The sequence below is a fragment of the Hyphococcus sp. genome (assembly GCF_965228385.1).
Taxonomy (GTDB): Bacteria; Pseudomonadota; Alphaproteobacteria; order Caulobacterales; family Parvularculaceae; genus Hyphococcus.
In genome coordinates this window covers 388,017-412,397 of record NZ_OZ245810.1, presented here as the reverse complement: position 1 = coordinate 412,397, position 24,381 = coordinate 388,017, and the positions used below count along the sequence as shown (strand labels likewise).

Annotated in this window: 24 protein-coding genes; 7 read left to right on the top strand and 17 right to left on the bottom strand. The window is 56.5% G+C overall.

What is annotated here, in order from left to right; translation table 11 throughout:
* Positions 1 to 5 precede the first annotated feature (5 nt).
* Positions 6 to 791 (top strand): bifunctional 2-polyprenyl-6-hydroxyphenol methylase/3-demethylubiquinol 3-O-methyltransferase UbiG, encoded by a 786-nt coding sequence (ubiG, locus tag ACQK2Q_RS01880; protein ID WP_425408062.1) that lies wholly within the window; start codon positions 6 to 8, stop codon positions 789 to 791.
* Positions 792 to 852: 61 nt separating this feature from the next.
* Here ubiG and ACQK2Q_RS01875 read toward each other — a convergent pair whose 3' ends face one another.
* The 6 genes from ACQK2Q_RS01875 to ACQK2Q_RS01850 all read right to left on the bottom strand — a co-directional run bounded on the left by ACQK2Q_RS01875 (position 853) and on the right by ACQK2Q_RS01850 (position 6,045).
* Entirely contained in the window at positions 853 to 1,746 is an 894-nt protein-coding gene (locus ACQK2Q_RS01875; protein WP_425408061.1) for a tetratricopeptide repeat protein, read from the bottom strand.
* A 136-nt stretch (positions 1,747 to 1,882) separates the two neighbouring features.
* Positions 1,883 to 3,628 (bottom strand): patatin-like phospholipase family protein, encoded by a 1,746-nt coding sequence (locus ACQK2Q_RS01870; RefSeq protein WP_425408060.1) that lies wholly within the window; start codon positions 3,626 to 3,628, stop codon positions 1,883 to 1,885.
* 59 nt (positions 3,629 to 3,687) lie between these two features.
* Positions 3,688 to 4,155: a DUF1178 family protein gene (locus tag ACQK2Q_RS01865; protein WP_425408059.1), complete on the bottom strand. Its 468-nt coding sequence runs from the start codon at positions 4,153 to 4,155 to the stop codon at positions 3,688 to 3,690.
* On the bottom strand, positions 4,155 to 5,009 hold the full coding sequence (locus tag ACQK2Q_RS01860) for a carbon-nitrogen hydrolase family protein (RefSeq protein ID WP_425408058.1): 855 nt from the start codon (positions 5,007 to 5,009) through the stop codon (positions 4,155 to 4,157). The genes ACQK2Q_RS01865 and ACQK2Q_RS01860 overlap by 1 nt, the downstream gene beginning before the upstream one ends.
* Positions 5,002 to 5,259 carry a glutaredoxin 3 gene (gene grxC / locus ACQK2Q_RS01855; protein WP_425411105.1) on the bottom strand — a complete coding sequence of 86 codons (258 nt, stop codon included), beginning with the start codon at positions 5,257 to 5,259 and terminating at the stop codon, positions 5,002 to 5,004. The genes ACQK2Q_RS01860 and grxC overlap by 8 nt, the downstream gene beginning before the upstream one ends.
* Before the next feature lie 33 nt (positions 5,260 to 5,292).
* The gene (locus ACQK2Q_RS01850) at positions 5,293 to 6,045 is read right to left on the bottom strand and encodes a ComF family protein (RefSeq protein ID WP_425408057.1); all 753 of its coding nucleotides are present in this window, start codon (positions 6,043 to 6,045) and stop codon (positions 5,293 to 5,295) included.
* A gap of 106 nt (positions 6,046 to 6,151) precedes the next feature.
* Here ACQK2Q_RS01850 and ACQK2Q_RS01845 point away from each other — a divergent pair, with 106 nt between their 5' ends.
* Positions 6,152 to 7,009 (top strand): class I SAM-dependent methyltransferase, encoded by an 858-nt coding sequence (locus tag ACQK2Q_RS01845; protein WP_425408056.1) that lies wholly within the window; start codon positions 6,152 to 6,154, stop codon positions 7,007 to 7,009.
* Here ACQK2Q_RS01845 and ACQK2Q_RS01840 read toward each other — a convergent pair.
* From ACQK2Q_RS01840 to ACQK2Q_RS01830, 3 genes are all read right to left on the bottom strand, one after another.
* Positions 7,006 to 7,215 (bottom strand): Flp family type IVb pilin, encoded by a 210-nt coding sequence (locus ACQK2Q_RS01840; RefSeq protein WP_425408055.1) that lies wholly within the window; start codon positions 7,213 to 7,215, stop codon positions 7,006 to 7,008. The genes ACQK2Q_RS01845 and ACQK2Q_RS01840 overlap by 4 nt on opposite strands.
* Positions 7,215 to 7,616 carry a (deoxy)nucleoside triphosphate pyrophosphohydrolase gene (locus ACQK2Q_RS01835; RefSeq protein WP_425408054.1) on the bottom strand — a complete coding sequence of 134 codons (402 nt, stop codon included), beginning with the start codon at positions 7,614 to 7,616 and terminating at the stop codon, positions 7,215 to 7,217. The genes ACQK2Q_RS01840 and ACQK2Q_RS01835 overlap by 1 nt, the downstream gene beginning before the upstream one ends.
* Positions 7,617 to 7,723: 107 nt before the next feature.
* Positions 7,724 to 9,019: a peptidylprolyl isomerase gene (locus tag ACQK2Q_RS01830; RefSeq protein ID WP_425408053.1), complete on the bottom strand. Its 1,296-nt coding sequence runs from the start codon at positions 9,017 to 9,019 to the stop codon at positions 7,724 to 7,726.
* Positions 9,020 to 9,191: 172 nt separating this feature from the next.
* On the opposite strand from ACQK2Q_RS01830, the gene secA reads away from it, so the two are divergent.
* Complete coding sequence (gene secA / locus ACQK2Q_RS01825; RefSeq protein WP_425408052.1) at positions 9,192 to 12,050, top strand: preprotein translocase subunit SecA; 2,859 nt, start codon at positions 9,192 to 9,194, stop codon at positions 12,048 to 12,050.
* An 11-nt stretch (positions 12,051 to 12,061) separates the two neighbouring features.
* On the opposite strand, the gene ACQK2Q_RS01820 is transcribed toward secA, so the two are convergent.
* The 5 genes from ACQK2Q_RS01820 to ACQK2Q_RS01800 all read right to left on the bottom strand — a co-directional run bounded on the left by ACQK2Q_RS01820 (position 12,062) and on the right by ACQK2Q_RS01800 (position 18,864).
* On the bottom strand, positions 12,062 to 13,717 hold the full coding sequence (locus ACQK2Q_RS01820) for an amidase (protein WP_425408051.1): 1,656 nt from the start codon (positions 13,715 to 13,717) through the stop codon (positions 12,062 to 12,064).
* A 65-nt stretch (positions 13,718 to 13,782) separates the two neighbouring features.
* Positions 13,783 to 17,019: an amidohydrolase family protein gene (locus tag ACQK2Q_RS01815; protein WP_425408050.1), complete on the bottom strand. Its 3,237-nt coding sequence runs from the start codon at positions 17,017 to 17,019 to the stop codon at positions 13,783 to 13,785.
* Positions 17,020 to 17,190: 171 nt separating this feature from the next.
* Positions 17,191 to 17,925 (bottom strand): NAD-dependent deacylase, encoded by a 735-nt coding sequence (locus ACQK2Q_RS01810; RefSeq protein ID WP_425408049.1) that lies wholly within the window; start codon positions 17,923 to 17,925, stop codon positions 17,191 to 17,193.
* Positions 17,913 to 18,218 (bottom strand): YidH family protein, encoded by a 306-nt coding sequence (locus ACQK2Q_RS01805; protein ID WP_425408048.1) that lies wholly within the window; start codon positions 18,216 to 18,218, stop codon positions 17,913 to 17,915. The genes ACQK2Q_RS01810 and ACQK2Q_RS01805 overlap by 13 nt, the downstream gene beginning before the upstream one ends.
* Positions 18,219 to 18,336: 118 nt before the next feature.
* A complete protein-coding gene (locus tag ACQK2Q_RS01800; protein ID WP_425408047.1) occupies positions 18,337 to 18,864 on the bottom strand; it encodes a DUF1993 domain-containing protein in 528 nt (175 codons plus the stop codon).
* 108 nt (positions 18,865 to 18,972) lie between these two features.
* Between ACQK2Q_RS01800 and ACQK2Q_RS01795 the strand changes: the two genes are divergently transcribed.
* The gene (locus ACQK2Q_RS01795; protein WP_425408046.1) at positions 18,973 to 19,437 is read left to right on the top strand and encodes a low molecular weight protein-tyrosine-phosphatase; all 465 of its coding nucleotides are present in this window, start codon (positions 18,973 to 18,975) and stop codon (positions 19,435 to 19,437) included.
* Here the strand turns inward: ACQK2Q_RS01795 and thpR are convergent.
* Positions 19,413 to 19,952 carry an RNA 2',3'-cyclic phosphodiesterase gene (thpR, locus tag ACQK2Q_RS01790; RefSeq protein WP_425408045.1) on the bottom strand — a complete coding sequence of 180 codons (540 nt, stop codon included), beginning with the start codon at positions 19,950 to 19,952 and terminating at the stop codon, positions 19,413 to 19,415. The genes ACQK2Q_RS01795 and thpR overlap by 25 nt on opposite strands.
* 44 nt (positions 19,953 to 19,996) lie before the next feature.
* A complete protein-coding gene (locus ACQK2Q_RS01785) occupies positions 19,997 to 20,518 on the bottom strand; it encodes a redoxin domain-containing protein (protein ID WP_425408044.1) in 522 nt (173 codons plus the stop codon).
* Positions 20,519 to 20,604: 86 nt separating this feature from the next.
* Between ACQK2Q_RS01785 and ACQK2Q_RS01780 the strand changes: the two genes are divergently transcribed.
* Positions 20,605 to 21,477, top strand: coding sequence for an SDR family oxidoreductase (locus tag ACQK2Q_RS01780; RefSeq protein ID WP_425408043.1), 873 nt, complete (start codon positions 20,605 to 20,607; stop codon positions 21,475 to 21,477).
* Here the strand turns inward: ACQK2Q_RS01780 and ACQK2Q_RS01775 are convergent.
* Positions 21,471 to 21,929, bottom strand: a complete 459-nt coding sequence (locus ACQK2Q_RS01775; protein WP_425408042.1) for a DUF6491 family protein — start codon at positions 21,927 to 21,929, stop codon at positions 21,471 to 21,473. The two genes, ACQK2Q_RS01780 and ACQK2Q_RS01775, sit on opposite strands and share 7 nt — an antisense overlap.
* A 187-nt stretch (positions 21,930 to 22,116) precedes the next feature.
* Between ACQK2Q_RS01775 and ahcY the strand changes: the two genes are divergently transcribed.
* Both ahcY and ACQK2Q_RS01765 read left to right on the top strand, forming a co-directional pair.
* Positions 22,117 to 23,523 carry an adenosylhomocysteinase gene (ahcY, locus tag ACQK2Q_RS01770; protein ID WP_425408041.1) on the top strand — a complete coding sequence of 469 codons (1,407 nt, stop codon included), beginning with the start codon at positions 22,117 to 22,119 and terminating at the stop codon, positions 23,521 to 23,523.
* 196 nt (positions 23,524 to 23,719) lie between these two features.
* The gene (locus tag ACQK2Q_RS01765) at positions 23,720 to 24,301 is read left to right on the top strand and encodes a TonB family protein (protein ID WP_425408040.1); all 582 of its coding nucleotides are present in this window, start codon (positions 23,720 to 23,722) and stop codon (positions 24,299 to 24,301) included.
* The last annotated feature ends 80 nt before the right edge of the window (positions 24,302 to 24,381 follow it).

Genomic DNA, 24,381 nt, shown 5'->3' with positions numbered 1-24,381 from the left:
CAATAATGGCGCAGAATGGGTTAACAAGCGCGCCGGAAGCCGGGAAAACCAACGGCGGCGGGTCTACGATCGACGCTGCTGAAATCGAAAAATTTTCCGCAATCGCCGATGAATGGTGGGACCCGTTCGGCAAGTTCAAGCCGCTTCACAAATTCAATCCCATACGCCTCGCCTATATCCGCGACGGCGCTTGTGCGCATTTCGGCCGGGACCGCCGTGCGGCGGCGCCGCTGAAAGGGCTGCGCCTTCTTGATATTGGCTGCGGCGGCGGACTGGTCGCCGAACCCATGCGCCGGCTCGGGGCCGATGTCGTCGCCATAGACGCCTCAGAACGCAACATCAAAACCGCCATGGCGCACGCCGCGCCGTTGGGCCTCGATATTGATTATCGCGCCGCCACCGCCGAGCAACTCGCGTCGCAAAACGAGCCCCTCTTCGATATTGTTCTCAATCTTGAAGTGGTCGAACATGTGGCCGATGTCGATCTGTTTCTGAAAACGTCAGCCGGTCTTGTGAAACCGGGCGGCATGATGGTGATGGCGACAATAAACCGTACGCTGAAGGCCCTTGCGCTTGCGAAAGTCGGCGCAGAATATATTCTGCGATGGCTGCCGGCGGGAACGCACGATCCACGTAAATTCGTCAAGCCGGAAGAGGCCAAAGCCGCCCTCGCCCACGCCGGTTTGACCGTCACGGCTGAGGCCGGCGTCAGCTATAATCCGCTGATGGATATCTGGCGCATTGGCGATGACACAAGCGTCAACTACATGCTGACCGCAGTGAAGGGATAGACTGTTTTTAACGTGAGGCTTTTTTTCGCAGCCCAGCGCAACAGCAGACGCGTTCAGGAGCCTATTCCTTACTTTCCTTCCTCGTATACGTTCCGTCAAAAACGACATTCCATGACGCGCCGCCGTCGGTGGATTGCTCCCATAGCTGGCGCACGCTGCCGTCTTTATTGGGCGTCCACGTAGTACGGCCGATATTGCCTGTCACTTCATTTGTCGTCATGCCCTCATCTGACATAACCATGGCGCCGTCTTCATCAAGGCCGCCTTCAAGATAAACGGCTGCGCCGGCGTTCGACATCCACGACTGATGCCAGCGTTCCGTTACGCTGTCGTAAAAATTGATGCTCATGCCGGTAAAGCCGCCTGCAGTGTATTCTTCCAGTATGACGCAGCCATTTTGCTGCGACGATATCTTGCTGGAGGCTGTCGGTTGCGCCGCCCCGGCGGATGTCACATCCCATTCGCCGAGCCAGAAGTCGAAATGCCGGTATTCTTCATCCGTACACGGCGTCAATGCGATAACGATTTTTTTGAAACGGTCATCGCCGGCAAGTTCGGCGAACTCCGCCGTATTTTCGACAAACCGGCCGGGAACGCCGCCGACTTCGGCCAGCGTTTCCAGTTGTTCCATCGCCGCTTTTTCATCCCCCAGCGCCATATAGGCGCGGGCCAGATGATAATGCGCGCCAGCCGCCGACTGAACGCCGGCCTCCAGCGCTTTTAGATAGGCGTCTCTCGCCCCCTCAACGTCCTCGCTCTGATGCAATGCGCGCGCGAGGTTATACCAGTTCTGCGCATTTGAGGGATCATCATCCAGTAAAGCCTTGTAGTCAGCTGCGGCGCCGGTCCAGTCCTGCGCGGCGAATTTTGCGTTCGCCTCGTCCTGCGTTTGCGCCCATGCCGGCGCGTGCGCAATCGCCATACCGGCCAGCGCGATCAAGAACATTTTCTTCATGTCATATTCCATTATTGACTGCGACAGATGTGCTGTCGTGGGACGTGATTAATCCAGACCAATACTAAAACCGTCACGAACGCGACTCACGCGCGCAGTTGAAAATTCGCAATTCTGGCTACAATAAATCGACTGTTCAGACGGACGCCGCTTCGACGATCGGCTGCAGGTCTTCCCAGTTGTCTTCCAGCGAGGCTTTGGCGGTCGCGTAACCGTCTGCAATAGCCTCCTCGAATTCTTTCCAGTCGCGCAGTTCAACGCCCGGCACGGGCGGGGCAATCATGATGTCGGCGGGACGCGATGTCTCAAACCGCTCCCGTCGCGCTGTCGCCGCGCGCATGAGCAGCGAAACGATCGGCGGGGCTTCGGTGAACCCGTGCCGCGCCACCCACGAAAAAAATCCCGGCGGATCGCGAAACGCTTCAATGTCGATGACGCCCTCGCGCGCGACATCCACGCCTATCGTCATGCCGCGATGCTGAATTGTCATGAGATCGGTGGGAAAATTATTGACGACGGCGCCGTCAACAAGCAACGCCTCCTCCTCGACTACCGGCGGCAAGATGCCGGGCAGAGCGATGGAAGCGCGCAACGCTTTTCGCAGAACGCCCGTTTTATGAACGTTCGCGGCGCCGTTTACGATATCTGAAGACACGCAGAAATACGGCGTGGTCAGATCTTCAATGCGCGCATCGCCGAAATGTTTTTTCAATCGCGTTTCAACCCGGGCGCCCTTCGTGAGCGCGACGACGGGTAAAACATGGTCGCCAAGCGGATTGGATTCGACAAACGCCTCGCGAATACGGGTTTCCATTTCATCCTGCGACCATCCGATGGCGACGCAGGCCGCGACGACAGCGCCCATGGATGCGCCGCAAATAAAATCGATAGGAACGCCTTTCTCTCGCATCGCTTTGACGGCGCCGATATGCGCATATGCGCGTGCGCCGCCGCCGGACAGGACCAGCGCAATTGACTTGCCCGCCACGATGCGCGCCAGCCGGTCAAAACACTTGTCGCCACGGCAATTAAAGACACGCGATGCGCCGATCACATCCATCCATTCCGCTGTTGCCCCGCTTGGCGCGCCTTCATGCAGCATGACAAGATCCACCAGCCGGAACTTGCGCGCCCGCGCACCCGCCTCCATCGTCAACGGAAACGGTTTTGGCGGGCGGGCGTCGCGCCGCGCCAGCACCAGGAACCGGTCGGCATGGCGCTGTACAAAACGGTACCACGCCGACCCATCGACCTTTGCCGACAAGAGAACGATGTCATGTGCGTTTTCCGTCAAATCGAATGCGCGGCTTTCCGGCGCATCCTCGCCGGCTGGCAGCCACGCGGCGTTCAACCTGTGCGCGCCAATCCGAGCCGCAAGCTTTTTGGCGATCATATCGGGATCAATCGACGGCGAGGTGGCGATGAGCGCAAAGATTCGCGGCGCCGCCTGCTGAAAACTCGCTTTTGGATGGCGCGCGCGATCAAGCATGACGCGCGCCAGCGCGGCGGCGAATTCTCCGTGCGAAGCAATCAGCCGTTCAACGTCGGCGCGCGGAATCGACAGGATTTCCGTGTCGCGCAAGGCGAAGACGCTGGCGGAGTGCGCCTCTCCCGACAGGATCGACATCTCGCCAACCGGCTCTCCGCCTCTGATATAGCCGACAATTTCGTCATTGTCTTCGCCGTCTGCACCCGCGCGCACGACGATGAGACGCCCGAAAAGGTTAATATGAAGCGCGTCGGATTCGCCACCTTGCGCGAATAACTCCCATCCGCCCGGCACCGACTGCCAGATACTGGCGTCCGCAATGGCGTCAAGCGTCGTCGCATCCAGTTGTGCGAAAAAAGGGAGATTGCGAAGATGCGCGCGGATGGCGTCCATAACAACCCGCATTCCTAGCGCTGTTTCGGATATTACGCCAGAAAGCGAACCGGCGAAAACTAATTCAGTTTCTTGGACTCCGCCGGCGCCGGTTTTGGCTTGCCGGCCTTGTCGGTTTTTTTTGCAGGACCCGGAACGGGAGAAACCTGCACGCCTTCGTCGATCAGCGCCTTGACGTCCTTACCCGTAGCCTCGCCATAAATCCCGCGCTCCTTGGTTTCGCCATAGTGGATCTTGCGCGCCTCTTCCGGAAATTTATCGCCTACATAGTCAAAGTTCGTCTCAACATAATTGCGCGCGCGCTCCACCGCCTGGGCCATATCTTTATGAATGGCGGCCAGCCGATCGCGGCGAGCTGCGCCGCCGCGGGAAATCGCCGGCGCCATCACCGCCTTGCGCACATCTTCCGACCCGCAAGAGGGACATTCAATCAGTCCCTCATCAGACTGAACATCGTAATCAGCGCTATCGCGGAACCAGCCCTCGAATTCGTGGTCGAGGTTACATTTGAGACTGTATTTAATCATCAGCTTACAATGGAGACTTCGCAGGAATGTTCAAGAGCAAGATTGGGTATGCGACGACGCGCTTCCGCTGCTCTCTGGACGTCAATTTCAGCAAAAATGAGGCCAGGCGCATCATTCGCCGATTCCGCCAGAACTTCGCCCCATGGGCCTATTATCAACGAGTGACCGTAGGTTTCCCGGCCGTCCTCATGAACGCCCCCCTGTCCCGGCGCTATGACAAAGGCGCCGTTTTCAATCGCGCGCGCGGTCAACAGGGTTTTCCAGTGCGCTTTGCCCGTCTGGCGTGTGAACGCCGCCGGTACGCATAAAATGTCAGCGCCGGCCTGCGCCATGGCGCGGTAAAGATGCGGGAAACGCACATCGTAACAGATGCTCAGTCCAATATTGGCGACGGGCGTGCGCGCAACCACGACGCCATTTCCTGGCGCATAGACTTTCGATTCTTTCCAGCTTTCGCCGTTGGGAAGATCGACGTCGAACATATGAATCTTGTCATAACGGGCGACGACGTCGCCGTCGGGTGAAAACAGAAAACTCCGGTTCGCCGCCCTGCTCTGCTCAACCTTGACCGCAAAAGAGCCGGCAAGCAGCCAGACCCCGTTGGATTTTGCCGATGCCGCGAAGGCTTGAACTTCAAACAAGCCCGATTCATCCGGTAAATCGGCGAGCAAACGGGAGGCTTTGCGATCCACCACATTCGTCATTTCGGGCGTCGCGATAAAAACGGCGCCGCGCGCCGCAGCATCATCAATCAACGCCAGCGCGTCGGCCGTATTTTTTTTACGATCAAGACCGGAACACATTTGGACGCAAGCGACGCGAAACGCCTCTCGGGAAATTTCAGCTTCAGCCATTCAACAGCGCGTCCAGCTTGCCGTCGCGCTCAAGCGCCGCGAGTTCGTCATAGCCGCCCACATGCGTTTCACCGATGAATATCTGCGGGTACGTCGTTTTGCCGTTGGACTTCGCCAGCATCTCTTCTCGTTTTTCTTTGTCATACGCAGCAGAAATCTCGTTCACGTTCGCTTCTTTCTTTTCAAAAAGAGCGAGCGCCCGGAAACAGTAAGGGCAAAGCGGTTTTGTATAGACTGTGACTTTCTGCATCATCAAGGCTTTCCATGAGGTTAGCGCGCTCAGCTATATGGCGCCGACGCCGCCTTTTACAACCCGCGCCAGCACCAGCGCGTCGATACGATTTGCGCCGGCGCGGGCCAGCGTCCTTGCTGCGGCGGAAACCGTGGCGCCTGTCGTGAGAACGTCATCAATCAAAACAACATGCGCGCCGCGAAATCGTTCCCGCGCCCGCTCAGATCGAAATCCAAACGCGCCGGCCACATTGCGTTTGCGACCATCCCGGGACAATTCCTTTTGCGGCGGCGTTGCGCGTTTGCGGACAAATTCGCCGACTGAAACCGTTGCACCCGTAACGGCGGCGACCTTGCGCGCGAGCATCGCCGATTGATTAAAACGTCTCGCCAGCAATCGCCGGGGGTGAAGCGGCACTGGCGTTAATATCGTATCGCGCGAAAGCATGCTGCGGCCGGCGGCCGCCATCCAGACGCCGAACATATGCGCCAGCTCGGTGCGATCGGCATGTTTAAAACCCACGATCATTTTATGACTGGCGTCGTTATAAACCAGCGCGGCGCGCGCAGTGTTGAAGTCAGGCGGCTCGGCGACACAAGCGAGACATTCCACTCCTTCGCCGTATTCGGCAGAAAACGGAGCGCCGCAGCAACGGCAATACGGTTCCTCGATAAAATGGATCGCGCTCCAAGCGGATGCGCTCAAGGCGTTCCGGCTCTCCACATCATCCTGCGTAACAGGGCAATGCGGCGGCATGGCGAAATCAAGAATTCGCGACGCCAGAGAGTTCACATACTGAATCATTCGAAATTCGCCGCGCGCGGATGGGTCTATCTTGCGAGCTCAGTCTGCCGTCAAATGCAATCAGTGACAAGCTTGGCGCGTTGCGCCGAAGCGCGCCGGAGGCTAAATGGCGGGTATGAATGCGCCGCCCCAGATGTTTGATCGCCGGTTATACGCGGCAAGACGCGCCCGCGCCGCTAAGCAGTTTTCAGATTTTGATTTTTTGCACCGGCGCGCCATGGAAGATATCGCCGACCGGCTGGAAACAGTAATGCGGGATTTCCCGCGCGCCGTATTCAGCGGCGCAGGCGATATCACTGCTTTGCTGACGCCAAAATGCGGCGTCGGCGACATCGCGCATATGGACCTCGCCCCGGAAAGACTTCCCGCTGCTGGATTGTCAGTCGGCGGCGACGAGGAGCGCTTACCGTTCAGGGACGAGAGCCTCGACCTTTTCATCAGCTTACTGACGCTCCATGCTGCGAATGATGTGGTCGGCGCCCTCGCGCAAATAAGGAAGGCGCTCAAACCTGACGGACTTTTTATAGCCGCCGCCTTTGGCGAAGAAACTCTGGGAAATCTCAAGCGGGCGCTTTTCCAGGCTGAATCGGAAATGACCGGCGGCGTCAGCGCGCGGATAGCACCGTTCGCGGGCGTCCAGAATTTTGGCCAGGCGCTTTCCCGCGCAGGCTTTGCGCTTCCGGTGGTCGATATAGATAAAGTTCGTGTACGTTATGACGAACCCGTAAAACTGTTGCGTGATTTGAAAGGCATGGGCGAGACCCAAGCGCTCGCATCCCGAACCGCTCCTTTGCGGCGCGATGTTTTGATGCGCGCCATGTCGCTTTTTTCCGAAAACGGCGGCGAGGAACAGTTCGACATCATCTATCTGACCGGATGGGCGCCGCACCAAAGTCAGCAAAAACCGCTGGCGCCGGGTTCCGCGAAATTTTCACTGGAAAAAGCTGTGAAAGACGGCGGCTAGTTTTCGCGAATGGTTGTTTCTATCTCGGTGTACATATCGCTGGTCGTCTCAGTATAGCTGCGCACGGCGGCGACGATGGTCAGGAATATCAGCGCTACAATGAGGGAATATTCGATCGCCGTCGCGCCGTTCTCGTCACGCCAGAAATCGGCAACGCGATCCGCGGCGCTGCGCCGTGCGTTCTGAAGCCTGGATTTTGCATTCATCACAACAGCTCCCTCAACTGCGCCGCCAGCGGCCGGTCAGCCGGAGGCGTTTCCATCGTCGTCAATGCGTCCCGCCGCACCCATTTCAGTTCCTGGCCTTCCAGCGGCTTCGGGACGCCATTCCATTTCCTGCAGACAAATAAGGGCATCAAAAGATGAAATTCCCCTGAAGCCTGCGAGGCGAAAGCAAACGGCGCAAGACACGATGCCTCGGTGTCAATTGCGAGTTCCTCCTTCAACTCGCGCACCAGCGCTGCTTCGGGCGTCTCGCCTTCCGCGAGTTTCCCGCCTGGAAATTCCCAAAGCCCCGCCATGGGTTTTCCCTCAGGTCTGCGCGCCATCAGAACTCTTCCGTCACGGTCAATCAACGCACAGGCAGCTACAAGCAACAGCTCCGCCATATTCTCGCCTTAATTGCTAATGCACAGGTGTTAACAGAAGCCCGACAGGATCGCTAAAGATTTGTGCAACCGTGTAATGAAGCCTTAACCTTCAATGCAAGCGAAGCTTATCGTGTCGTTTCACGATCCGATTCATCGTCGGACGGCGCCCCGCTTTCATCCATGAGCACCGGCGCCGTCTCGTTTTCGTCAGGCTCGTCGGAAACTTCCAGGTTCGGGTCGCGCAAGTCAGGGGGTTCGCTGGTCGTTTGCACTTCGGCCCGGGGGCGAAAATACACCACCTGACTTTTTTCCTCCAACGAGCGTAACGAGCCTTCTATCGTGCGCATACGAAGGAAATCTTCAATGGCCGCGCTAACTTGTGAAAACGGTACAGAGTCCGTATTGCGGCGATCAAGGACTTCCAAAACATGCCAGCCAAACTCGGTCTGGAACGGGGCGGCGATTTCGCCCGGCTCTGTATCGAACGCCGCGCGCGCAAACACCGGCGTCATCATGGCGCGCGTAAACCAGCCGACTTCGCCCCCAAGGGGCGCGGTCGCCCGGTCAACTGAGCGCTCTCGCGCCAATGCGGCGAAATCACCTCCCCCTTCCAGCAACGTCATAATTTCCTGAGCGTCCTCGCCGGTTTCGACAACGATGTGACGCGCGCGCACTTCATCGCCGAGTCTGGTGACGTCGGATTGACGGTTATAAAGTCGCTCGACCGCTTCGGGGGTCACTTCTGAGCGCAAGCGCACATCCATGTAGGAGGAAGCTAGCACCCGGTCGCGGGCCGCGTTCACGCGCCTAGCGACGCTCGGATTGCGCTGCAGCCCGTCTTCCAGCGCCGCGCGGGCGAGTAGGCGTTGCTCAACGTATGATTCAACGAGATTTCGCTCAAACGCGGTCTGCGGCGTTAAAACCTCATCAGGCCGCAAAAAGCCGCCGGCGCGCGCCGATGCTTCTATTTCCGACAAGTGCACGTATCGCCCTTCGATTCGGGCGAGGATCGGATCCTGTTCGTCCACCGGAGGACGAAACGTCGCCGAATCGGCGCCGTCGAACGAGGGACCGGCGCGCAACAGATCGATCATCCATAAGCCAACGACAATCAGCGCGGCGCACATAAGAGAGCTGTAAGCCCGCCCCATCCGCGTCGGCAGCCAACGGACAAAACCCCTGAAAGCGCCGCCGCCCAGACGCAAGGCGTAGCCGATACCGCCGAAAACCCTGCGCGCGAACAATTTTGTCGCACGCCAAAGCGCGGAATCGAGCGCGGCGGCGAGCCGCCAGATCGTGAGGATCAGCTTGCCGATCCCGCGCAGCGCCATCAATATCGCTGACGCCACGGCGCGGGCCGCCGTTCCAACGGGTCTGGATCGGGACTGATCGTCAAACTCCTGGCCGTCCGGCGTTTCCATGGTCCTCCGCCTTAAATACCCTTCGTTGACAGGGCCCTAAGCGCTTACTATCTCTCCGACGCCCCTTATGGAGCATCACAATTCCAACCCGGCCGATGAATGGCGCGCCCCGCGCTGGTCTTGACGAGGGCGCCGCCGGCCTTTTCATCGCAGCACGAAGGCAAATCTCCTCATGGCGTTACTCGGTATCGCAAAAAAAATCTTCGGATCTTCTAACGATCGCCGCCTTAAGCCTTTATTCCGCCGCGTCGAAGCGATCAACGCCTTTGAAGACGAGATCGCCACGCTGAGCGATGATGGCCTGATTGCGCAAACTGAAAAGTTAAAACAGCGCTATAAGGACGGAGAATCCCTGGACGATCTGCTCGAGGAAGCCTTCGCTACCGTGCGCGAAGGCGCCAAACGGGCGCTGGGGCAGCGCCATTACGACGTTCAGATGGTCGGCGGCATGGTGCTGCATGACGGCAATATCGCCGAAATGAAGACTGGCGAGGGGAAAACCCTTGTGGCGACGCTGGCTGTCTATCTGAACGCGCTGACGGGCAACGGCGTCCACGTCATCACCGTTAACGATTATCTCGCCAGCCGCGATTCGGAGTGGATGGGCCGTGTCTATTCGCATCTGGGCCTGACCACAGGCTGCATTGTCCACGGGCTCTCCGACGAGGAGCGCCGCGCCGCATACGCCTGCGATATCACTTACGGCACGAACAACGAATTCGGCTTCGACTATCTGCGCGACAATATGAAATCTTCCATGGATCAGATGGTGCAGCGCGGTCACCACTACGCCATTGTCGATGAGGTTGATTCGATCCTGATCGACGAAGCGCGAACACCGCTGATTATCTCTGGTCCGACAGACGACAAGTCTGAACTTTATATGACCATCGACGGTCTTATTCCGCAGCTTGAAGAAGACGATTATGAGATCGATGAAAAGCAGCGCTCGGTTACGCTGACTGAAGAGGGCAATGAAAAAATTGAGCAGCTGTTAAAAGAATCCGGCCTGCTCGAAGGCGACAGTCTTTACGACTCCGTCAATATTTCAGTTGTCCACCATGTGAATCAGGCGCTGAAAGCGCATAAGATTTTCCAGCGCGACAAGGATTACATTGTTCGAAACGACAAAGTCGTGATTATTGACGAATTTACCGGCCGCATGATGGAGGGGCGCCGATGGTCGGACGGTCTGCATCAGGCCTGCGAAGCAAAAGAAAAAGTTTCGATTCAGCCTGAAAACCAGACGCTCGCATCCATTACGTTCCAGAATTATTTCCGGCTTTATAAAAAGCTCGCCGGCATGACCGGTACGGCGCTTACCGAAGAGGCTGAATTCGCCGATATCTACAAGCTCAACGTTTTTGAAATTCCGACAAACAAACCGATCGCCCGTGAAGATATGGACGATGAACTCTACATGACGGCGGATGAAAAATATAAAGCCATCGCCGTTCAGATCGCCGAATGTCAAAAACGCGGCCAGCCGGTGCTGGTGGGCACTGTTTCCATCGAGAAATCGGAAATTCTTTCAAACATTTTAAACGACAAGAAATTTTTCAAAAATGTCGCCAATACGTTGCGCGAACGCGCCAATGAGTTGAAAGACAAAGACGCCGATCTGAAAAAAGACATGGAAGAAAAAGCGGCGTATCTTTCATCGCTCGGCGACAAAAAAACGCCGGTTCCGCACAATGTTCTGAACGCGCGCTACCATGAACAGGAAGCGGAGATTGTCGCCCAGGCTGGCGCGCCGGGCGCCGTTACGATCGCCACCAACATGGCTGGCCGCGGTACGGATATTCAGCTTGGCGGCTCCGTCGACATGCAGCTCATGAAGGCGCTGGATGACGATGACGAAGAAGAAACGATCAAGCGTAAACGCGCCGAAATCGAAGCGAAAATCGCCGAAGATAAACAAAAGGCGCTGGATTCCGGCGGCCTTTTCGTGCTGGCGACGGAACGCCATGAAAGCCGGCGGATCGACAACCAGCTTCGCGGGCGATCGGGGCGTCAGGGCGATCCGGGGGCGACAAAATTTTTCCTGTCGCTGGAAGACGACCTCATGCGTATTTTCGGCGCCGGCATGGAAAAAATGCTGAAGCGCTTCGGCATTCAGCCCGATGAATCAATTGAGCATCCCTGGTTTACCAAAGCCGTTGAAACCGCTCAGAAGAAAGTCGAACAGCGCAACTTCGACATGCGCAAAAACGTTCTGAAATTCGACGATGTCATTAACGATCAGCGTAAAGCCATCTTCGAGCAGCGCATCGAGTTTATGTCGTCCGATACAGTCGACGACATTATCACCGATATGCGCGAACAACTTGTTGACGATCTCGTCGCAGCGCATGTCCCGGCGAAATCCTACGCCGAACAATGGGATGTGGACGGCCTGAAAAAAGAGCTGACGGAAATTTTCGGTAAGGAAATTCCGGTGGACAAATGGGCTGAGGCCGAAGGCGTCGCCGACAACGAAATTTCCGAAAAGCTGATCGAAGAAACAAACAGTCTTGCCGGCGCGCGCGCCGCCGAAATCGGGCCGGACATGATGCGCCGGATCGAAAAGGCCATATTGCTGAATGTGCTCGACACGAACTGGCGCGAACATCTGCAAACGCTCGACCATTTGCGGTCAGTGATCTGGATGCGCGGCCACGGCCAGCGCGATCCCGTAAACGAATTCAAAACTGAATCTTTCGCGCTTTTTGAGGGCCTTCTCGACGGTTTGCGCCGGGACGTGACGCGTCTTTTAATGAATGTGCAGATACGGCAGCCGGAAGAAGCCGTGCCGCAGCGCCGCGAAATTCCTATGACGGAAACACACGTGAACCCGTCCACCGGCGAAAACGAACGCGATCGGCAAAATCCGCGCTCACGCCTTTCAGCAGGCGTTGGAACCTTGCGCGGACAGGCCAGGACGGCGGGCGTAGACGCCAATAATCCGGAAACCTGGGGCCGTGTTCCGCGCAACGCACCGTGCCCGTGCGGCTCGGGTAAAAAATTCAAGCATTGCCACGGTTCAATTTAAAACCGGCCCGTTTAATCGGCTCTCCGCTTCATCGCCGGGCCGATTTCATCCCTCGCCTCGGCGCTGGATAAGTATTGCGGATCGGCGCGATGCATCGTCCGCTGTTCATAGGCATATCCGTAGGAGAGAACTGCGGCGTCCTGATCTTTCGCGCCCATCATGGAGATGCCGACCGGTACGCCATGCACTGTTCCCATCGGCACAGTAATATGAGGATAGCCGGCGATAGCGGCAAGATAACCGGCGCCTGCCCAGCTCGGCCACACGTCGCCGTTCACAGGATCGACCCGGGGGGCCACGGGTCCCGAGGGAGAAATGAGGAAATCGACGTTATTATCTCCCAGCAAAGCATCTATGCCGTCGCGTCCGGCCGCGGCCTGAACCTCATCGCGCGCAGATAAATATTCAGGATCGTCCAATCCGGCCTTTTCGTTGGCGCCTATAAAGATGCTCTGGTCAAAAAGCGCCAGTTCAATGTCAGCATTTTCTTCATTAAATGCGATGAGATCATCGAGATTGCGCGTCGTCACCGCAGGCGCGGCGTCGCCGAGATATTCGTTGATAGTCGCCTTGAATTCGTAATCAAGAACGCTTCTGGATTTACCCCAGAAATCTTCGGCAGCCGGATCGAATTCCTCGATCTCGACAATTTCGGCCCCGGCTGATTTCATCTCGTCGATCGCCGCGTTGAAGTGCGTGATGATGTCCGCGTTCGAACCTTCTGCGAAACGCAATACGCCGATGCGCGCGCCTTCCAGCGCATTGGCGTCTAACGCTGCGGCGTAATCTGTCGCCTCTTCCCCGGTCCCGCTTTGCTGCGCCATGGCGTTTAACATCATCGCCGCCCCCGTCACGGTTTTCGTCATCGGGCCCGCCGTATCCTGCGAAGAGGAAATCGGCACAATATATTGTTGAGACACAAGCCCTACCGTCGGTTTAAAACCGACAACGCCATTCACATTGGACGGGCAGATAATCGAGCCGTTGGTTTCCGTACCGACTGCCCCCGCCGCAAGCGAAGCGGCCACAGCCGCGCCGGAACCGGAACTCGATCCGCAAGGGTTGCGATCCAGCATGTGCGGGTTTTTGACCTGTCCGCCCAGCGCCGACCAGCCGCTCATGGAATCGTTGGAACGAAAGTTCGCCCACTGACTTAAATTCGTCTTGCCGAGGATCACTGCGCCAGCGCTGCGCAGCCCTTCGACCAGCGGCGAGTCCCGTTCGGTAATGTTCTGTCTCAATGCAAGGGCGCCCGCCGTCGTCGCCATGGGATCGCGCGATTCAATATTGTCCTTTAATAAAATGGGCACGCCATGCAACGGACCGAGCGTTTCGCCCGCTTCCCGGCGCGCATCGAGCGCGCGCGCATCATCCAGCGCATTGGGATTGAGCGCCAGCACGCTTTGCAGTTCCGGCCCCGCCCAGTCCACAGCGTTGATACGCTCGATATAAGCGGCCGTTACCTCTTCCGCCGACAATTCGCCGGATTGTAGCGCCGCTGCGATTTCAGGCAACGCGCCCGCCATCCACCCTTCAGCCTGATAGGAAAAAGCAGCGCTATCCCGGGCGGGAGGATTATCAGAAAGGCTTTGCACGTCTCTGGTTTCGTCAGGCGCGCATGACGCCATCGCCAGTGTGCAAACGGCGGCGATAAACTTTCGGCTCATTGGCTTGTCCAATCTCAATTTGGCGGTGGTAATAACACGATGATTGATATCTGGGGCGCGGTTCATCATTCCCACCAGTAAGGCGCGCGCTTGTATTCGCCGGTCACCTCTTCGTTCAGCGTCTCGGCGTTATAAAGCCGCCCGTTCAGCATGACATGACTGACGTCGTCAGAATGTTGAATATCATCCAAAGGATTTGCATTGAGGACCACGAGATCCGCAAGCTTGCCGGGCTCAAGCGAGCCAATATCATTTGCAAATCCCAAATGTGTCGCCGGAACGATGGTCGCCGCTTGTAGTGCTTGCAAGGGACTCATCCCGCCGCGCACGAACGACCACATTTCCCAGTGTGACGCCAGACCTTCTTCCTGACCATGGGCGCCGATCGAGACCATGACGCCGCGATCCGCAAGAAGCTTGGCCGTTGCGGCGCTGACCTGATCGAAATAGTCGTCTTCCGGCGCTGTTTGACGGCGCACGGACGAGGCCTGTAAGATTCGCGGCGGCGCGTGCTTCGATAAAAGCGGGTGCAGCCACACATCCGTCTCCTGGCGCCAATACGGATCGCCGCCCAGACCGCCAAACGTCACCACAAGCGTCGGCGTGTACGCGGCCTTTGTCGCGCTGTAAAAACTCAATACATCTTCGTACAGCATCGATTGCGGAAGATTATGTTCGATTGAACTGTTGCCGTCTGCAATGAGCGACATATCCATGTGAAACAGCGACCCGCCCTCCGGCACCACAAGCATGTCCTCTTCGAGCGCAGCTGCAACAACCTGCTGGCGCTGGTCCCGTCTTGGCTGATTGTAGTTCTTGATCGAATGCGCGCCCTGTTTTTTAAGGCGCCTGACATGCGCCGTCGCATCATCGGCGCTGTCTATCGCCGCAAAAACATTCGGTGATTTCGCGCCGTACACGATCTCGCCTGTCGAAAACATGCGCGGCCCGAGTATTTCGCCGGCCCGCTGATATTCTGAAGCGGCGAAAATATGGCTCGCGGCGTTTGACGGATCATGCACCGTCGTGACGCCAAAGGCGAGATGCGCCATCGTATGCCAGTTCTGTTGCGGGATTATGTCATCCGCACCCTGAGGTCCATGCGCGTGCGCATCGATTATACCCGGTATTATAGTCTTTCCGGAAAGATCGACCTGCGGCGTTGACGCCGGATATGTCATGGACGCCGTTGAGCCAATCGCGGCGATGCGGTTGTCTTCTATAAGCACTACGCCATTCTCGATAATCCCGCCGTCTTCCTCCGCCATGGTGATAATGCGCGCGCCGACAAGCGCCACGGCGCCGGAGGGTTTCGCAGCGTCGAAATTGATTGAAAGGTCGGCGCCATTTTCCGGCGGCTCAAACCCTTGCGCATCCTCGTCGTCTTCACCGTCGCTTTCAGGTTTCGGAGCGCTCGGCAGTATGTCGTCGAGACTCGCCGCCAACAGCGTCGGACCGAGTGTCCAGTTCAACGTCTCGCCGGACCAGTTCATATAAGTCGCGCCGTCGCCGCTCGCTTTTACCACCGGCAACGCCGACGCTTTGCGGCCTGCCCCGGTCTCTTGCGGGCCCGGCGTCAAAGGCATCACATAAGCGCTGTAGTTTTCAGCAAAAGCGACATGCGCCCCGTCGGGCGCCACCTGGTATTCCGTCACCATATCGCCTGCAGCGTGCGTACGCTTGACCTCGCCTTCGAGATTGACGCTAACAAGCGAGCCTTTGACGTCGTCATACACTGTCATGAAAACGCGCTCATTGCTCACGCCGAAATGCGGTGCGAAGCCGTCTCCCGAAACGCGCGTCATGTCGCCGCCGGTAGCCGGAATGCGATAAACGCCCGGCGCTTCCGACCAGTTTCCGTCGGTGATGAAACCGCCCTCGCCTTTTTCAAAAACGATCATGCGGCCGTCCGGTGAAAAACGCGGGCGGCGATAATGGCCCGGTTCGTCCGTCACGGCGCGCCCTGAACCGCCGCCGGCGTTTACAGTGCGAATGGCGCCAAGATTTTCATCCGACCATGAAACGTAAACGATGCGCCGCCCGTCTCGGGACCAGGACGGGAAAAATTCAAAAGCGTCGCGCTCATTCGTCAGCCGCCGCGGCGTTCCGCCCGGCAAGGATTTCACATAAAGGCGGCCAAGTGATTCAAAAACAACCCGGTCCCCATCCGGCGATACGCTGGCGAAGCGCGGCATGGACGTTTCGAGACGATCCGGCGCCACAGCGATGTCCGGCCGGGGCGCATCGACCACCGCGCGCGTGTCAGCAACGCGGAAAGGCACGATTTCGGCGTTTCCGGAAGCGATAGACAGGCGACGGATTTTTCCGCCCGCCCAGAAAACAATGGACCTGGAATCCGGCGTCCAGTCCATATTCGGATAGGCGCCGTGAACCGCCCAAACCTCCTGAACATCCTGATCCAGATCATCGTAGATTTTACGCTCAATACCCGAACGCAGATCTTTCAGATAAAGTTTCGATTTCGCCCGTTCCCGGCGCACAAACGCCATATACCGCCCATCCGGCGACGGCGCGGGCCGGACAGAGCCGCCGAAACCGGAAACGGCCGTTTCGATTTCGCCGGTCGCGAGTTCATAGCGTTTTATATTGAAAAGATCGGTGTTCGAATCCTGCGCATATATAAACGTCGAACCCGGTGAAATATTCTGTGAATAATAGATATAATTTCCATCCGGCGAAAACATCGGTTCGCCAAGTTCTTTCTGATGAGTCTCGCTGGGGCGCTCCACCAGCTGTACGCCGTCGCCGCCGGAAATATGATATAACCAGATTTCACCAGTCCCGAGAGACCTTTGCGTTGTAAAATGTTTTCGCGCGGCGATGTATTGTCCGTCCGGGGACCATGTGGGATTATTTAAAAGCCGGAAATCTTCGCTTGTGACCTGGCGTTTGTCCGAACCATCCGCATTCATGATCCAGATATTGTCGCCGCCGCCGCGGTCTGAAGTAAACGCAATTTTCGATCCATCCGGAGAAAAACGCGGCTGCATATCCCACGCCATGCCGCTGGCTATGGCGCGCGCGTCGCCGCCGGACGCCGGTATGACATAAATATCGCCGAGGAGATCAAAGACGATTGTCCGCCCGTCCGGGCTGACGTCAAGGCTCATCCATGTGCCTTCCTCGACATCAATCGAGACATTACGCGTCGGCATTGGCGGCGCGGAAACGTCCCACTTTTCTTCTTTGTCGTCTTTATCCGTCTCCTGTGCGACGGCGCTGCCGGCGGCCGGCGCGGCGGCAAGCGCCATCGCCGTCAATGCTCTAACAATTTTATTCATGAATAAGCCCCTCGACCGAATCTTTGGGCGTAGCGTAAGGGCTTCTTACGGCCTGTTACAAGTCTCGCAAGGACAAACCACATTCATAAGGCAATAGCGTTGCAGCCATTGCGCAACACGCATAGCGCCATCCTGCACGTTCGTACGATTTGTTAGGCGTTTCGTCGAAAATCAGCCGATCGCCTGCAAAAAATCTGAAGCCCACGCCGGCACGATTTCAGTCGCCGGACCGTAGCGGCTGTCCGTGAACAAGAACGCGTTTTCAGAAGGCTCGAGATTCAGTTCCATCGCCGGCGCGCCCGCCGCCCGTGCTTCCGCGACAAATCCCGCCGCAGGGTATACCGAGCCGGAAGTACCGACGGAAACAAACAAGTCCGCGCTGTCGATCGCTTCAGCCGCTTCATCCATATAGCGCGGGATTTCTCCAAACCAGACAACGTAAGGCCGCATGGCGCCCGACCGCTCGCACTTCCGGCAGACATGCTCGACAGAGAGATCATCGCGCCAGTCATGTATTTCGCCGCAAGCGTTACATACCGCTTTCAGCAATTCACCATGCATGTGCAATATATTTTGCATGCCGCCGCGTTCATGCAGATCATCCACGTTCTGTGTAATGAGCGTAAGCTTGCCGCCACGCGCCGCAAGCCCGGTCTCCAGCTCGGCGAGCGCCCTGTGCGCTGGGTTGGGTTCAATCTCGAAAAGCGACCGGCGGCGAGCATTGTAAAATTCATGCACCAAAGCCGGATTAGCGGCAAATCCTTCAGGTGTCGCCACTTCGCGGTAGTCGTATTTTGACCAGACGCCGTCCTTGTCGCGGAATGTGGCCATACCCGATTCCGCCGATATGCCGGAGCCGGTCAGGATGACAATGTTTTTGCAGCTGTCCGGGCTTATAAAATCCATAATACGACGCCGAGCGAAAACGATCCAAAAATGAAGAACCCTGTCATAAAGCCTAGACGGCTCTTTGGAAGCGGCGATGATTTGTGCGAATCGAGCCGCCCGCGAATTTTTGCCGCCTGGCGCCAGGCGCTCCAGAAAATGAACATGCTGAGCGCGATGAAAACGCTCGCTACCACTTTTGCGAGCCACGTTGGTTCTGTTGCTCGAAAAATTGCATTGAACCCTAATCCGAGACCTGCCGAGGCCAGTCCTGTGCGCATCCATCCCGCATAGGTTCGCTCATTGGCGAGCATGGTGCGGTCTTCAGCCCAGTCCGTACGGTCTTCCGCCCACTGCGTGCGCTTATCGGTTTTTTCGCTGGATGGTTTATTGATGCGTACTCTCCATAAACGCTGTACCTAGACCCATATCTTACACTTTAAAGTGGCGCGCCAGACCCACCAGATAGTCGCGTTTGCCGATTTCAATTCCCAAATGGCGCAATATTAAATAAGCAGTCGTTACATGAAAATAGAGATTGGGCATGATCCACTCGTGCACAAAGGCTCCGCGCTTCATGGTTATTGTTCGCTCCGGCCCCATGGGAACCGTAATATCCGCTTGCGGGTGGTCGTCTATCGCCAAAGCCTCGAGATCGGCGATGATCGAACGCGCCCTGGCGATCCGCGCGCGCAAGTCCGTGAATGACGCCTCATTGTCTTCAAATACCGGTATCTCGGCGCCGGCTAACCGCGAAAGTCCACGCGCCGGTATTTCCGTTGCAAAACGGAATTGAGTCATTAACGGCAACATATCCGGCGCGAGACGCCAGCCAAGATATACGCTCTCCTCAACGGCGCTCTCTTTGCAATGCGCCGAAGCCTTGTCGATGAGGTGCTCGAGCGTTTCAAACATGTTGTTGACTGCGGGAATGACGGCGGTTGAAATAGATATTGTCAAAGCTTTTCTCCAGTTTGCATATGACGCGGCGCGAGCGCTAAATCCCTTTGACGATGGCCCGCGTTTAACAAGCCTTGTTTTACAACCTATAGCCTGTGGGCGTTTGAAATGACAAAAGTCCTTTTTGTATGTCTCGGCAATATTTGCCGCTCCCCTGCGGCGGAAGGCGTTTTACGCGCCAAGTCGCGCGAACGCGGTATGAAACTGACGATCGATTCTGCTGGCACCGGCGGATGGCATGCAGGCGACCCGCCCGACGGCAGAATGATAGAGGCCGCGGCCCGCCGCGGCTATGACATTTCCTACCAGCGCGCGCGCCAGGTCGAGTTCTCGGATTTTTACGAATTCGATTATTTGCTGCCAATGGATCTGTCGAACATGTCTAATCTGCTTGAGGCGGCGCCGCCGAACCGCACTTGCGATATACGTTTATTTCTGGATTTTTCACAAGGCGAGACACGCGAAACGCCTGATCCGTATTATGGCGCCGGCGACGGGTTTGAGCGCGTGCTCGACCTCATCGAGGACGGCGCGGAAGGTTTTCTCGATCACCTTGATGACGAAAGCGCGTAACTTGCTTCAATGTTGTACACACTGGCGCTCTTTCCCAGTTGAGAGGAATAAAGGTGAAACGCGTCAATGGGAAACGGCCCGCAGGAAAAGAGGCCGTGCGCAGAACAATATTGCATAACCGTATGCTGGCTTACGCCGCGAAGATACGCCAGGGTCACATGCGGTTTGAATTTTCTTTTTTCTAAATTGAAATTCGCCTGCCGCAAAGCCTGCTCTGTTTTCGCCTGTAAATGATTAAGCTCAGGCGAAGCCTCTACGCCGGCCCATAGCGAGCGCGGCTGCTTGTCGCCGAAAAATCCAATGCCTGACAGACGAATTTCGAAGGACGGCGCATCAATTGTCGAGAGCGCCTCAATAGCGGCCTCGAAACCGTGCCGGTCAGTCTCTCCGATAAACGCCAGCGTTAAATGAAAATTTTCTTCCGGACGCCAGCGCGCGCCGTCAACGCCCGACTGTAAAACGCCAAGCGCGTCGGCGACAATTTCGGGAACTTCCAAACCGACAAACAGCCGCATAAGGCGTCGCAGTTTGTCGCCGAAAGGTTTTGATGTCCAGCCTCTCAGCCGACTACGCCGCGCGGCGGATAGTCTTTTTCCTTTATAATATCGATGGCTTTGAGAACGTCGTCCATGCGCGGCCTGGCGAATGGATTTGATTGCACTGCGGCCGAATAAAGCGCGCCGTCGCTGTCCACAAAAAACAGCCCCGGTTCGCTGAATAATGAGGGTTCCTGGTCCGAAATGGCGCCGGACAGAAAAAGTCCCCAATTTCGCGCGGTTGCTTCATTCAGATTATAGCCAATCACCAAGTCTGGCACATTCCACTCGTCAACAGTCTTTTTATAGCGATCCTCGTCATCCATTGAAATCGCTATGACCTGCACGCCCCTTTGAGAAAATTCTCCAATTTTGCCGTTTAATTCTTCCAGCTGCTTTTTACATAACGGGCAATGAAGCCCGCGATAAAAAACGACAAGCGTGAATGTCTCCGGCGTCTGTTTTTGCAAGCGCCACTCGCCGCTTTGAGTGCTGACGGACAGGTCTGGCGCCGGCTTGCCCGGTTTTGTGTTTGTATTAGCCATGGTATTCCTTTTCATTACTGCCGCCTAGAGAACGCCGCGCGGCCGGAAAGGTTCGCGCAACTCACAAATCCCGGACGCGCAATAAAATGGATAAAAACAAACTGCTGTGTATGGGTTACGGCTATACCGCCCGGTTTTTCAGCCAGAAACTGAAATCACAGGGCTGGAAGATCGCCGGTACGACCCGCAGCCGTGAAAAAGCCAAACAGCTTCGTGAACAAGACGTTGAAGCTATAATTTGGAACGGCGGCGCGTTTGACCTGCAACGGCTGGAAGACGTTAGCGCTGTGTTGATATCGACGCCGCCGGATGAAAATGGCTGTCCCGCTTTTGACGCGCTCGCTGCGTCGCTCGCAACGAATGCGAATACGCTGAACTGGATCGGATACCTTTCAACAAACGGCGTTTACGGCGACCATGATGGCGCGTGGGTTGATGAAAAAAGCGCATTAAAAGCAACGACGGCGCGCGCGCGCCGCCGTATCAAAAGCGAAAACGATTGGCGCTTGCTAGCCGAAAAGCACAGCCTGCCGCTGACGATTTTTCGTCTGCCCGGCATCTATGGGCCGGGGCGTTCCGCGATCAACTCCGTCCGCGCCGGAAAAGCGAAACGCATCTACAAAAAAGGCCAGGTTTTTTCCCGCATGCATGTGGAAGATATTGCCGCCGCACTGGATGCGAGCTTAACCGGACCGCGCGCACACGATCTATACAACCTTTCCGACAATGAACCCGCGCCGCCGCAAGATATCGTCGAATATGCATGCAAGCTTTTGGGCGTCGCGCCCCCGCCGCTTGTCTTGCTGGAAGAAGCACACATTTCAGAGATGGCGAAAAGTTTTTATGCGGACAATAAGCGCGTCTCCAATCGGCGTATTAAAGACGCGCTTGCGTTTACCTTAACCTATCCGACGTACAAGGAGGGGCTAAAAGCGATCCTGAATCAGGAAAATCAGTAACTATCCCCATTCATGGCGTTTGCTTCGTCGCGTTCCACCAGAGCGTCTTCATCCCACTCATTGATTTCGGTGATGGTGCAACGCCGACTAAATCCCGGCGTATCCTCGACAATGATGACGTCGCCGCGGCGCACGCAGCTTCCCGCGGGACTGCTGTCAATGCCAATGGAAAGCGCGGAACGGAACAATCGCGAATCGCAAGCGCCGGCCAGTTCTACGCGATACCAGTTATTGACGCCGCGCTCGAGCAGAACGACATCGTCCTCCCCTTCTATGGCGCGCCAGCCATTTATTGAATTTTGAAAACAAATTGAGCTGACCTCCTCACCGATGCGCGGATCAGGCTCCGCCATGCGGGGCCCGTCTCGGTTATCGTAACTGGTGCCGCATGCGGCGGTCATGGCGATTGTCCCGAAACCTGCCGCAGCGATGAGCGATAAATTCGTATTCATGGCAGTCTCTCCCTGATCTTTCCGCCCCGGAATAAAAATACGCAGTTCTCTCCGGCCAACACTATACAAACCCGCAAGTTCCGGCCTTTGGACCACCATATAAAGAAATCTTTATATGCCCCTTGGCGCCGTCCTGCGCCCCTGTTATACGCCGCTTCAATCATATTCAGACTAAGAGGTTCGCCCCATGAATGCCCCCGCAAAACAAGACTATTTCGTCAAGGATATAAGCCTCGCCGATTACGGCCGACGCGAAATTGAAATCGCGGAAACCGAAATGCCGGGCCTAATGGCGACACGAGAGGAATTCGGGGCCGCCCAGCCATTGAAGGACGCGCGGATCGCAGGATCTTTGCACATGACGATCCAGACCGCGGTCCTCATCGAAACGCTTCAGGCGCTGGGCGCGGAAGTTCGCTGGGCGTCGTGCAACATTTATTCGACGCAAGACCACGCCGCCGCCGCTATCGCCGCTGCGGGAACGCCGGTATTCGCATTCAAAGGCGAGAGCCTTGAAGAATACTGGGACCTCGCCGACAAAATCTTTGAATGGCCGAATGGTGAAACGGCGAATATGATTCTTGACGACGGCGGCGATGCGACTTTGCTAATACTTCTTGGCGCCGATGCGGAGAAAGACCCGTCGCTGCTCGATAATCCGGCCAATGAAGAAGAGACTGCGCTGTTTGCGACAATCAAGCGCCGCCTCGCGAAACAGCCGAACTGGTATTCGACGGTCAAGGCCAACATTAAAGGCGTCACCGAAGAGACCACGACTGGCGTGTTGCGTCTTTATCAGCGCCAGAAAAAGGGCACGCTTCCCTTCCCCGCGATTAATGTCAACGACAGCGTCACAAAATCGAAATTCGACAATAAATACGGTTGTAAAGAATCACTGGTCGACGGCATTCGCCGCGGCACCGATGTGATGATGGCCGGCAAGGTAGCGCTCGTGGCCGGTTATGGCGATGTCGGCAAGGGCAGCGCAGCGTCACTGCGCGGCGCTGGCGCGCGCGTCCTGGTGACTGAAATCGATCCCATTTGCGCTTTGCAGGCGGCGATGGACGGGTATGAAGTCGTTACGATGGAACAGGGCGCCCCGCGCGCCGACATTGTCATCACGGCGACCGGCAACAAAGACGTGCTTACAGTCGATCATATGAAGTCGCTGAAAGACATGGCGATCGTCGGCAATATCGGTCATTTCGATAATGAAATTCAGGTCGATGGCCTCAAAAACTTCAAATGGGCGAACGTCAAGGATCAGGTGGACATGATCACTTTCCCCGACGGCAACCGGATGCTGCTGTTGTCTCAGGGCCGGCTGTTAAATCTGGGCAACGCCACGGGACACCCGTCTTTCGTGATGTCCGCATCCTTCACAAACCAGACGCTGGCGCAGATCGAGCTATGGACCAAAGGCGACGAGTATAAGAATGAGGTTTACGTTCTGCCCAAACATCTCGATGAAAAAGTAGCGGCCTTGCATCTGGACAAAGTCGGCGCAAATCTGTCGACACTTTCCAATGAACAAGCCGATTATATCGGCGTGCCGGTCGATGGCCCTTACAAGTCTGACCATTACCGTTACTAGCCGCTTCCGCTCGTAAGAAATCTGAAAATGCGCCTTGCGAAACCTGGCGCATTTTCTTCATTTAGACTTGCTACATATGTCGCAATACGCTAATGTGCGACTTATGTAGCACGGGGGCGTGCTCTATTGTAATGAGTATCAGCGCCATTCCGGGCTGCACGGCTCAAGCTGAGCCAGAGCATGAAAGGAATGCGCTATGTTATTGTTTCGTTGGATTGTTGGGATGCCTGCTGCGGCCATGATTACCGCCGGTCTTTTTTTCATGATGGCTGAAATGATCAAAAACCGCCATGAAGGATATCCAGAGCCTACACCCGCATTGAAAATCAAAATCACCGCCGAACAGCCGCCGGATGGGATAGAAAAACCCAAACCGCCGCGTGAAACCCTGCCCGAGAAGTTGCCGGAGACAGAACTGGAATTTCCAAAAAGCAGTCGGACGCCCAATGGCGTGCGCGTAGACCCCGCGCCTGTAACGATCGAGCGTACGCCGCCGGGCGGCGGGAGCCGGTTTGCCGGCCCTTCTATCAGGGTTACGCCAACCTACCCCGAAGGTTGCCGCTCGAAAGGCGCCGAGGGCGTCGTTATCGTGGAATTTGACGTCACGCCTGAAGGTAATGTTGTAAACGCGCGTATCACGCAGTCGCCGGATCGCTGTTTTGACCGGCCGATCAGAAACGCTGTCGCCAAATGGAAATATCCGCCATCAGGCGAAGCCGGGCGTCAGGCAATGCGATATGGTCTGGTGGAGGTCTTCAATTTCCAGCTTGTGGAGTGAGTTAGGGAAGATATCGCCCCTCCAACCTGTTGAAAACTTCATGCGGTCAGCGTCTCAATTCACGATATTCACCCTAGAAG

What these genes read in the sequence shown, in the direction of transcription:
- ubiG (WP_425408062.1), top strand. Translation starts at nt 6, where the DNA reads ATGGCGCAGAATGGGTTAACAAGCGCGCCGGAAGCCGGGAAAACCAAC.
- ACQK2Q_RS01840 (WP_425408055.1), bottom strand. Translation starts at nt 7,215, where the DNA reads ATGAATGCAAAATCCAGGCTTCAGAACGCACGGCGCAGCGCCGCGGAT.
- ACQK2Q_RS01865 (WP_425408059.1), bottom strand. Translation starts at nt 4,155, where the DNA reads ATGATTAAATACAGTCTCAAATGTAACCTCGACCACGAATTCGAGGGC.
- ACQK2Q_RS01805 (WP_425408048.1), bottom strand. Translation starts at nt 18,218, where the DNA reads ATGCTCGCCAATGAGCGAACCTATGCGGGATGGATGCGCACAGGACTG.
- ACQK2Q_RS01845 (WP_425408056.1), top strand. Translation starts at nt 6,152, where the DNA reads ATGGCGGGTATGAATGCGCCGCCCCAGATGTTTGATCGCCGGTTATAC.
- ahcY (WP_425408041.1), top strand. Translation starts at nt 22,117, where the DNA reads ATGAATGCCCCCGCAAAACAAGACTATTTCGTCAAGGATATAAGCCTC.
- ACQK2Q_RS01850 (WP_425408057.1), bottom strand. Translation starts at nt 6,045, where the DNA reads ATGATTCAGTATGTGAACTCTCTGGCGTCGCGAATTCTTGATTTCGCC.
- ACQK2Q_RS01875 (WP_425408061.1), bottom strand. Translation starts at nt 1,746, where the DNA reads ATGAAGAAAATGTTCTTGATCGCGCTGGCCGGTATGGCGATTGCGCAC.
- ACQK2Q_RS01765 (WP_425408040.1), top strand. Translation starts at nt 23,720, where the DNA reads ATGTTATTGTTTCGTTGGATTGTTGGGATGCCTGCTGCGGCCATGATT.
- ACQK2Q_RS01830 (WP_425408053.1), bottom strand. Translation starts at nt 9,019, where the DNA reads ATGGAAACGCCGGACGGCCAGGAGTTTGACGATCAGTCCCGATCCAGA.
- ACQK2Q_RS01860 (WP_425408058.1), bottom strand. Translation starts at nt 5,009, where the DNA reads ATGGCTGAAGCTGAAATTTCCCGAGAGGCGTTTCGCGTCGCTTGCGTC.
- ACQK2Q_RS01815 (WP_425408050.1), bottom strand. Translation starts at nt 17,019, where the DNA reads ATGAATAAAATTGTTAGAGCATTGACGGCGATGGCGCTTGCCGCCGCG.
- ACQK2Q_RS01835 (WP_425408054.1), bottom strand. Translation starts at nt 7,616, where the DNA reads ATGGCGGAGCTGTTGCTTGTAGCTGCCTGTGCGTTGATTGACCGTGAC.
- ACQK2Q_RS01775 (WP_425408042.1), bottom strand. Translation starts at nt 21,929, where the DNA reads ATGAATACGAATTTATCGCTCATCGCTGCGGCAGGTTTCGGGACAATC.
- ACQK2Q_RS01870 (WP_425408060.1), bottom strand. Translation starts at nt 3,628, where the DNA reads ATGGACGCCATCCGCGCGCATCTTCGCAATCTCCCTTTTTTCGCACAA.
- ACQK2Q_RS01820 (WP_425408051.1), bottom strand. Translation starts at nt 13,717, where the DNA reads ATGAGCCGAAAGTTTATCGCCGCCGTTTGCACACTGGCGATGGCGTCA.
- secA (WP_425408052.1), top strand. Translation starts at nt 9,192, where the DNA reads ATGGCGTTACTCGGTATCGCAAAAAAAATCTTCGGATCTTCTAACGAT.
- ACQK2Q_RS01795 (WP_425408046.1), top strand. Translation starts at nt 18,973, where the DNA reads ATGACAAAAGTCCTTTTTGTATGTCTCGGCAATATTTGCCGCTCCCCT.
- ACQK2Q_RS01810 (WP_425408049.1), bottom strand. Translation starts at nt 17,925, where the DNA reads ATGGATTTTATAAGCCCGGACAGCTGCAAAAACATTGTCATCCTGACC.
- ACQK2Q_RS01785 (WP_425408044.1), bottom strand. Translation starts at nt 20,518, where the DNA reads ATGGCTAATACAAACACAAAACCGGGCAAGCCGGCGCCAGACCTGTCC.
- thpR (WP_425408045.1), bottom strand. Translation starts at nt 19,952, where the DNA reads ATGCGGCTGTTTGTCGGTTTGGAAGTTCCCGAAATTGTCGCCGACGCG.
- grxC (WP_425411105.1), bottom strand. Translation starts at nt 5,259, where the DNA reads ATGCAGAAAGTCACAGTCTATACAAAACCGCTTTGCCCTTACTGTTTC.
- ACQK2Q_RS01780 (WP_425408043.1), top strand. Translation starts at nt 20,605, where the DNA reads ATGGATAAAAACAAACTGCTGTGTATGGGTTACGGCTATACCGCCCGG.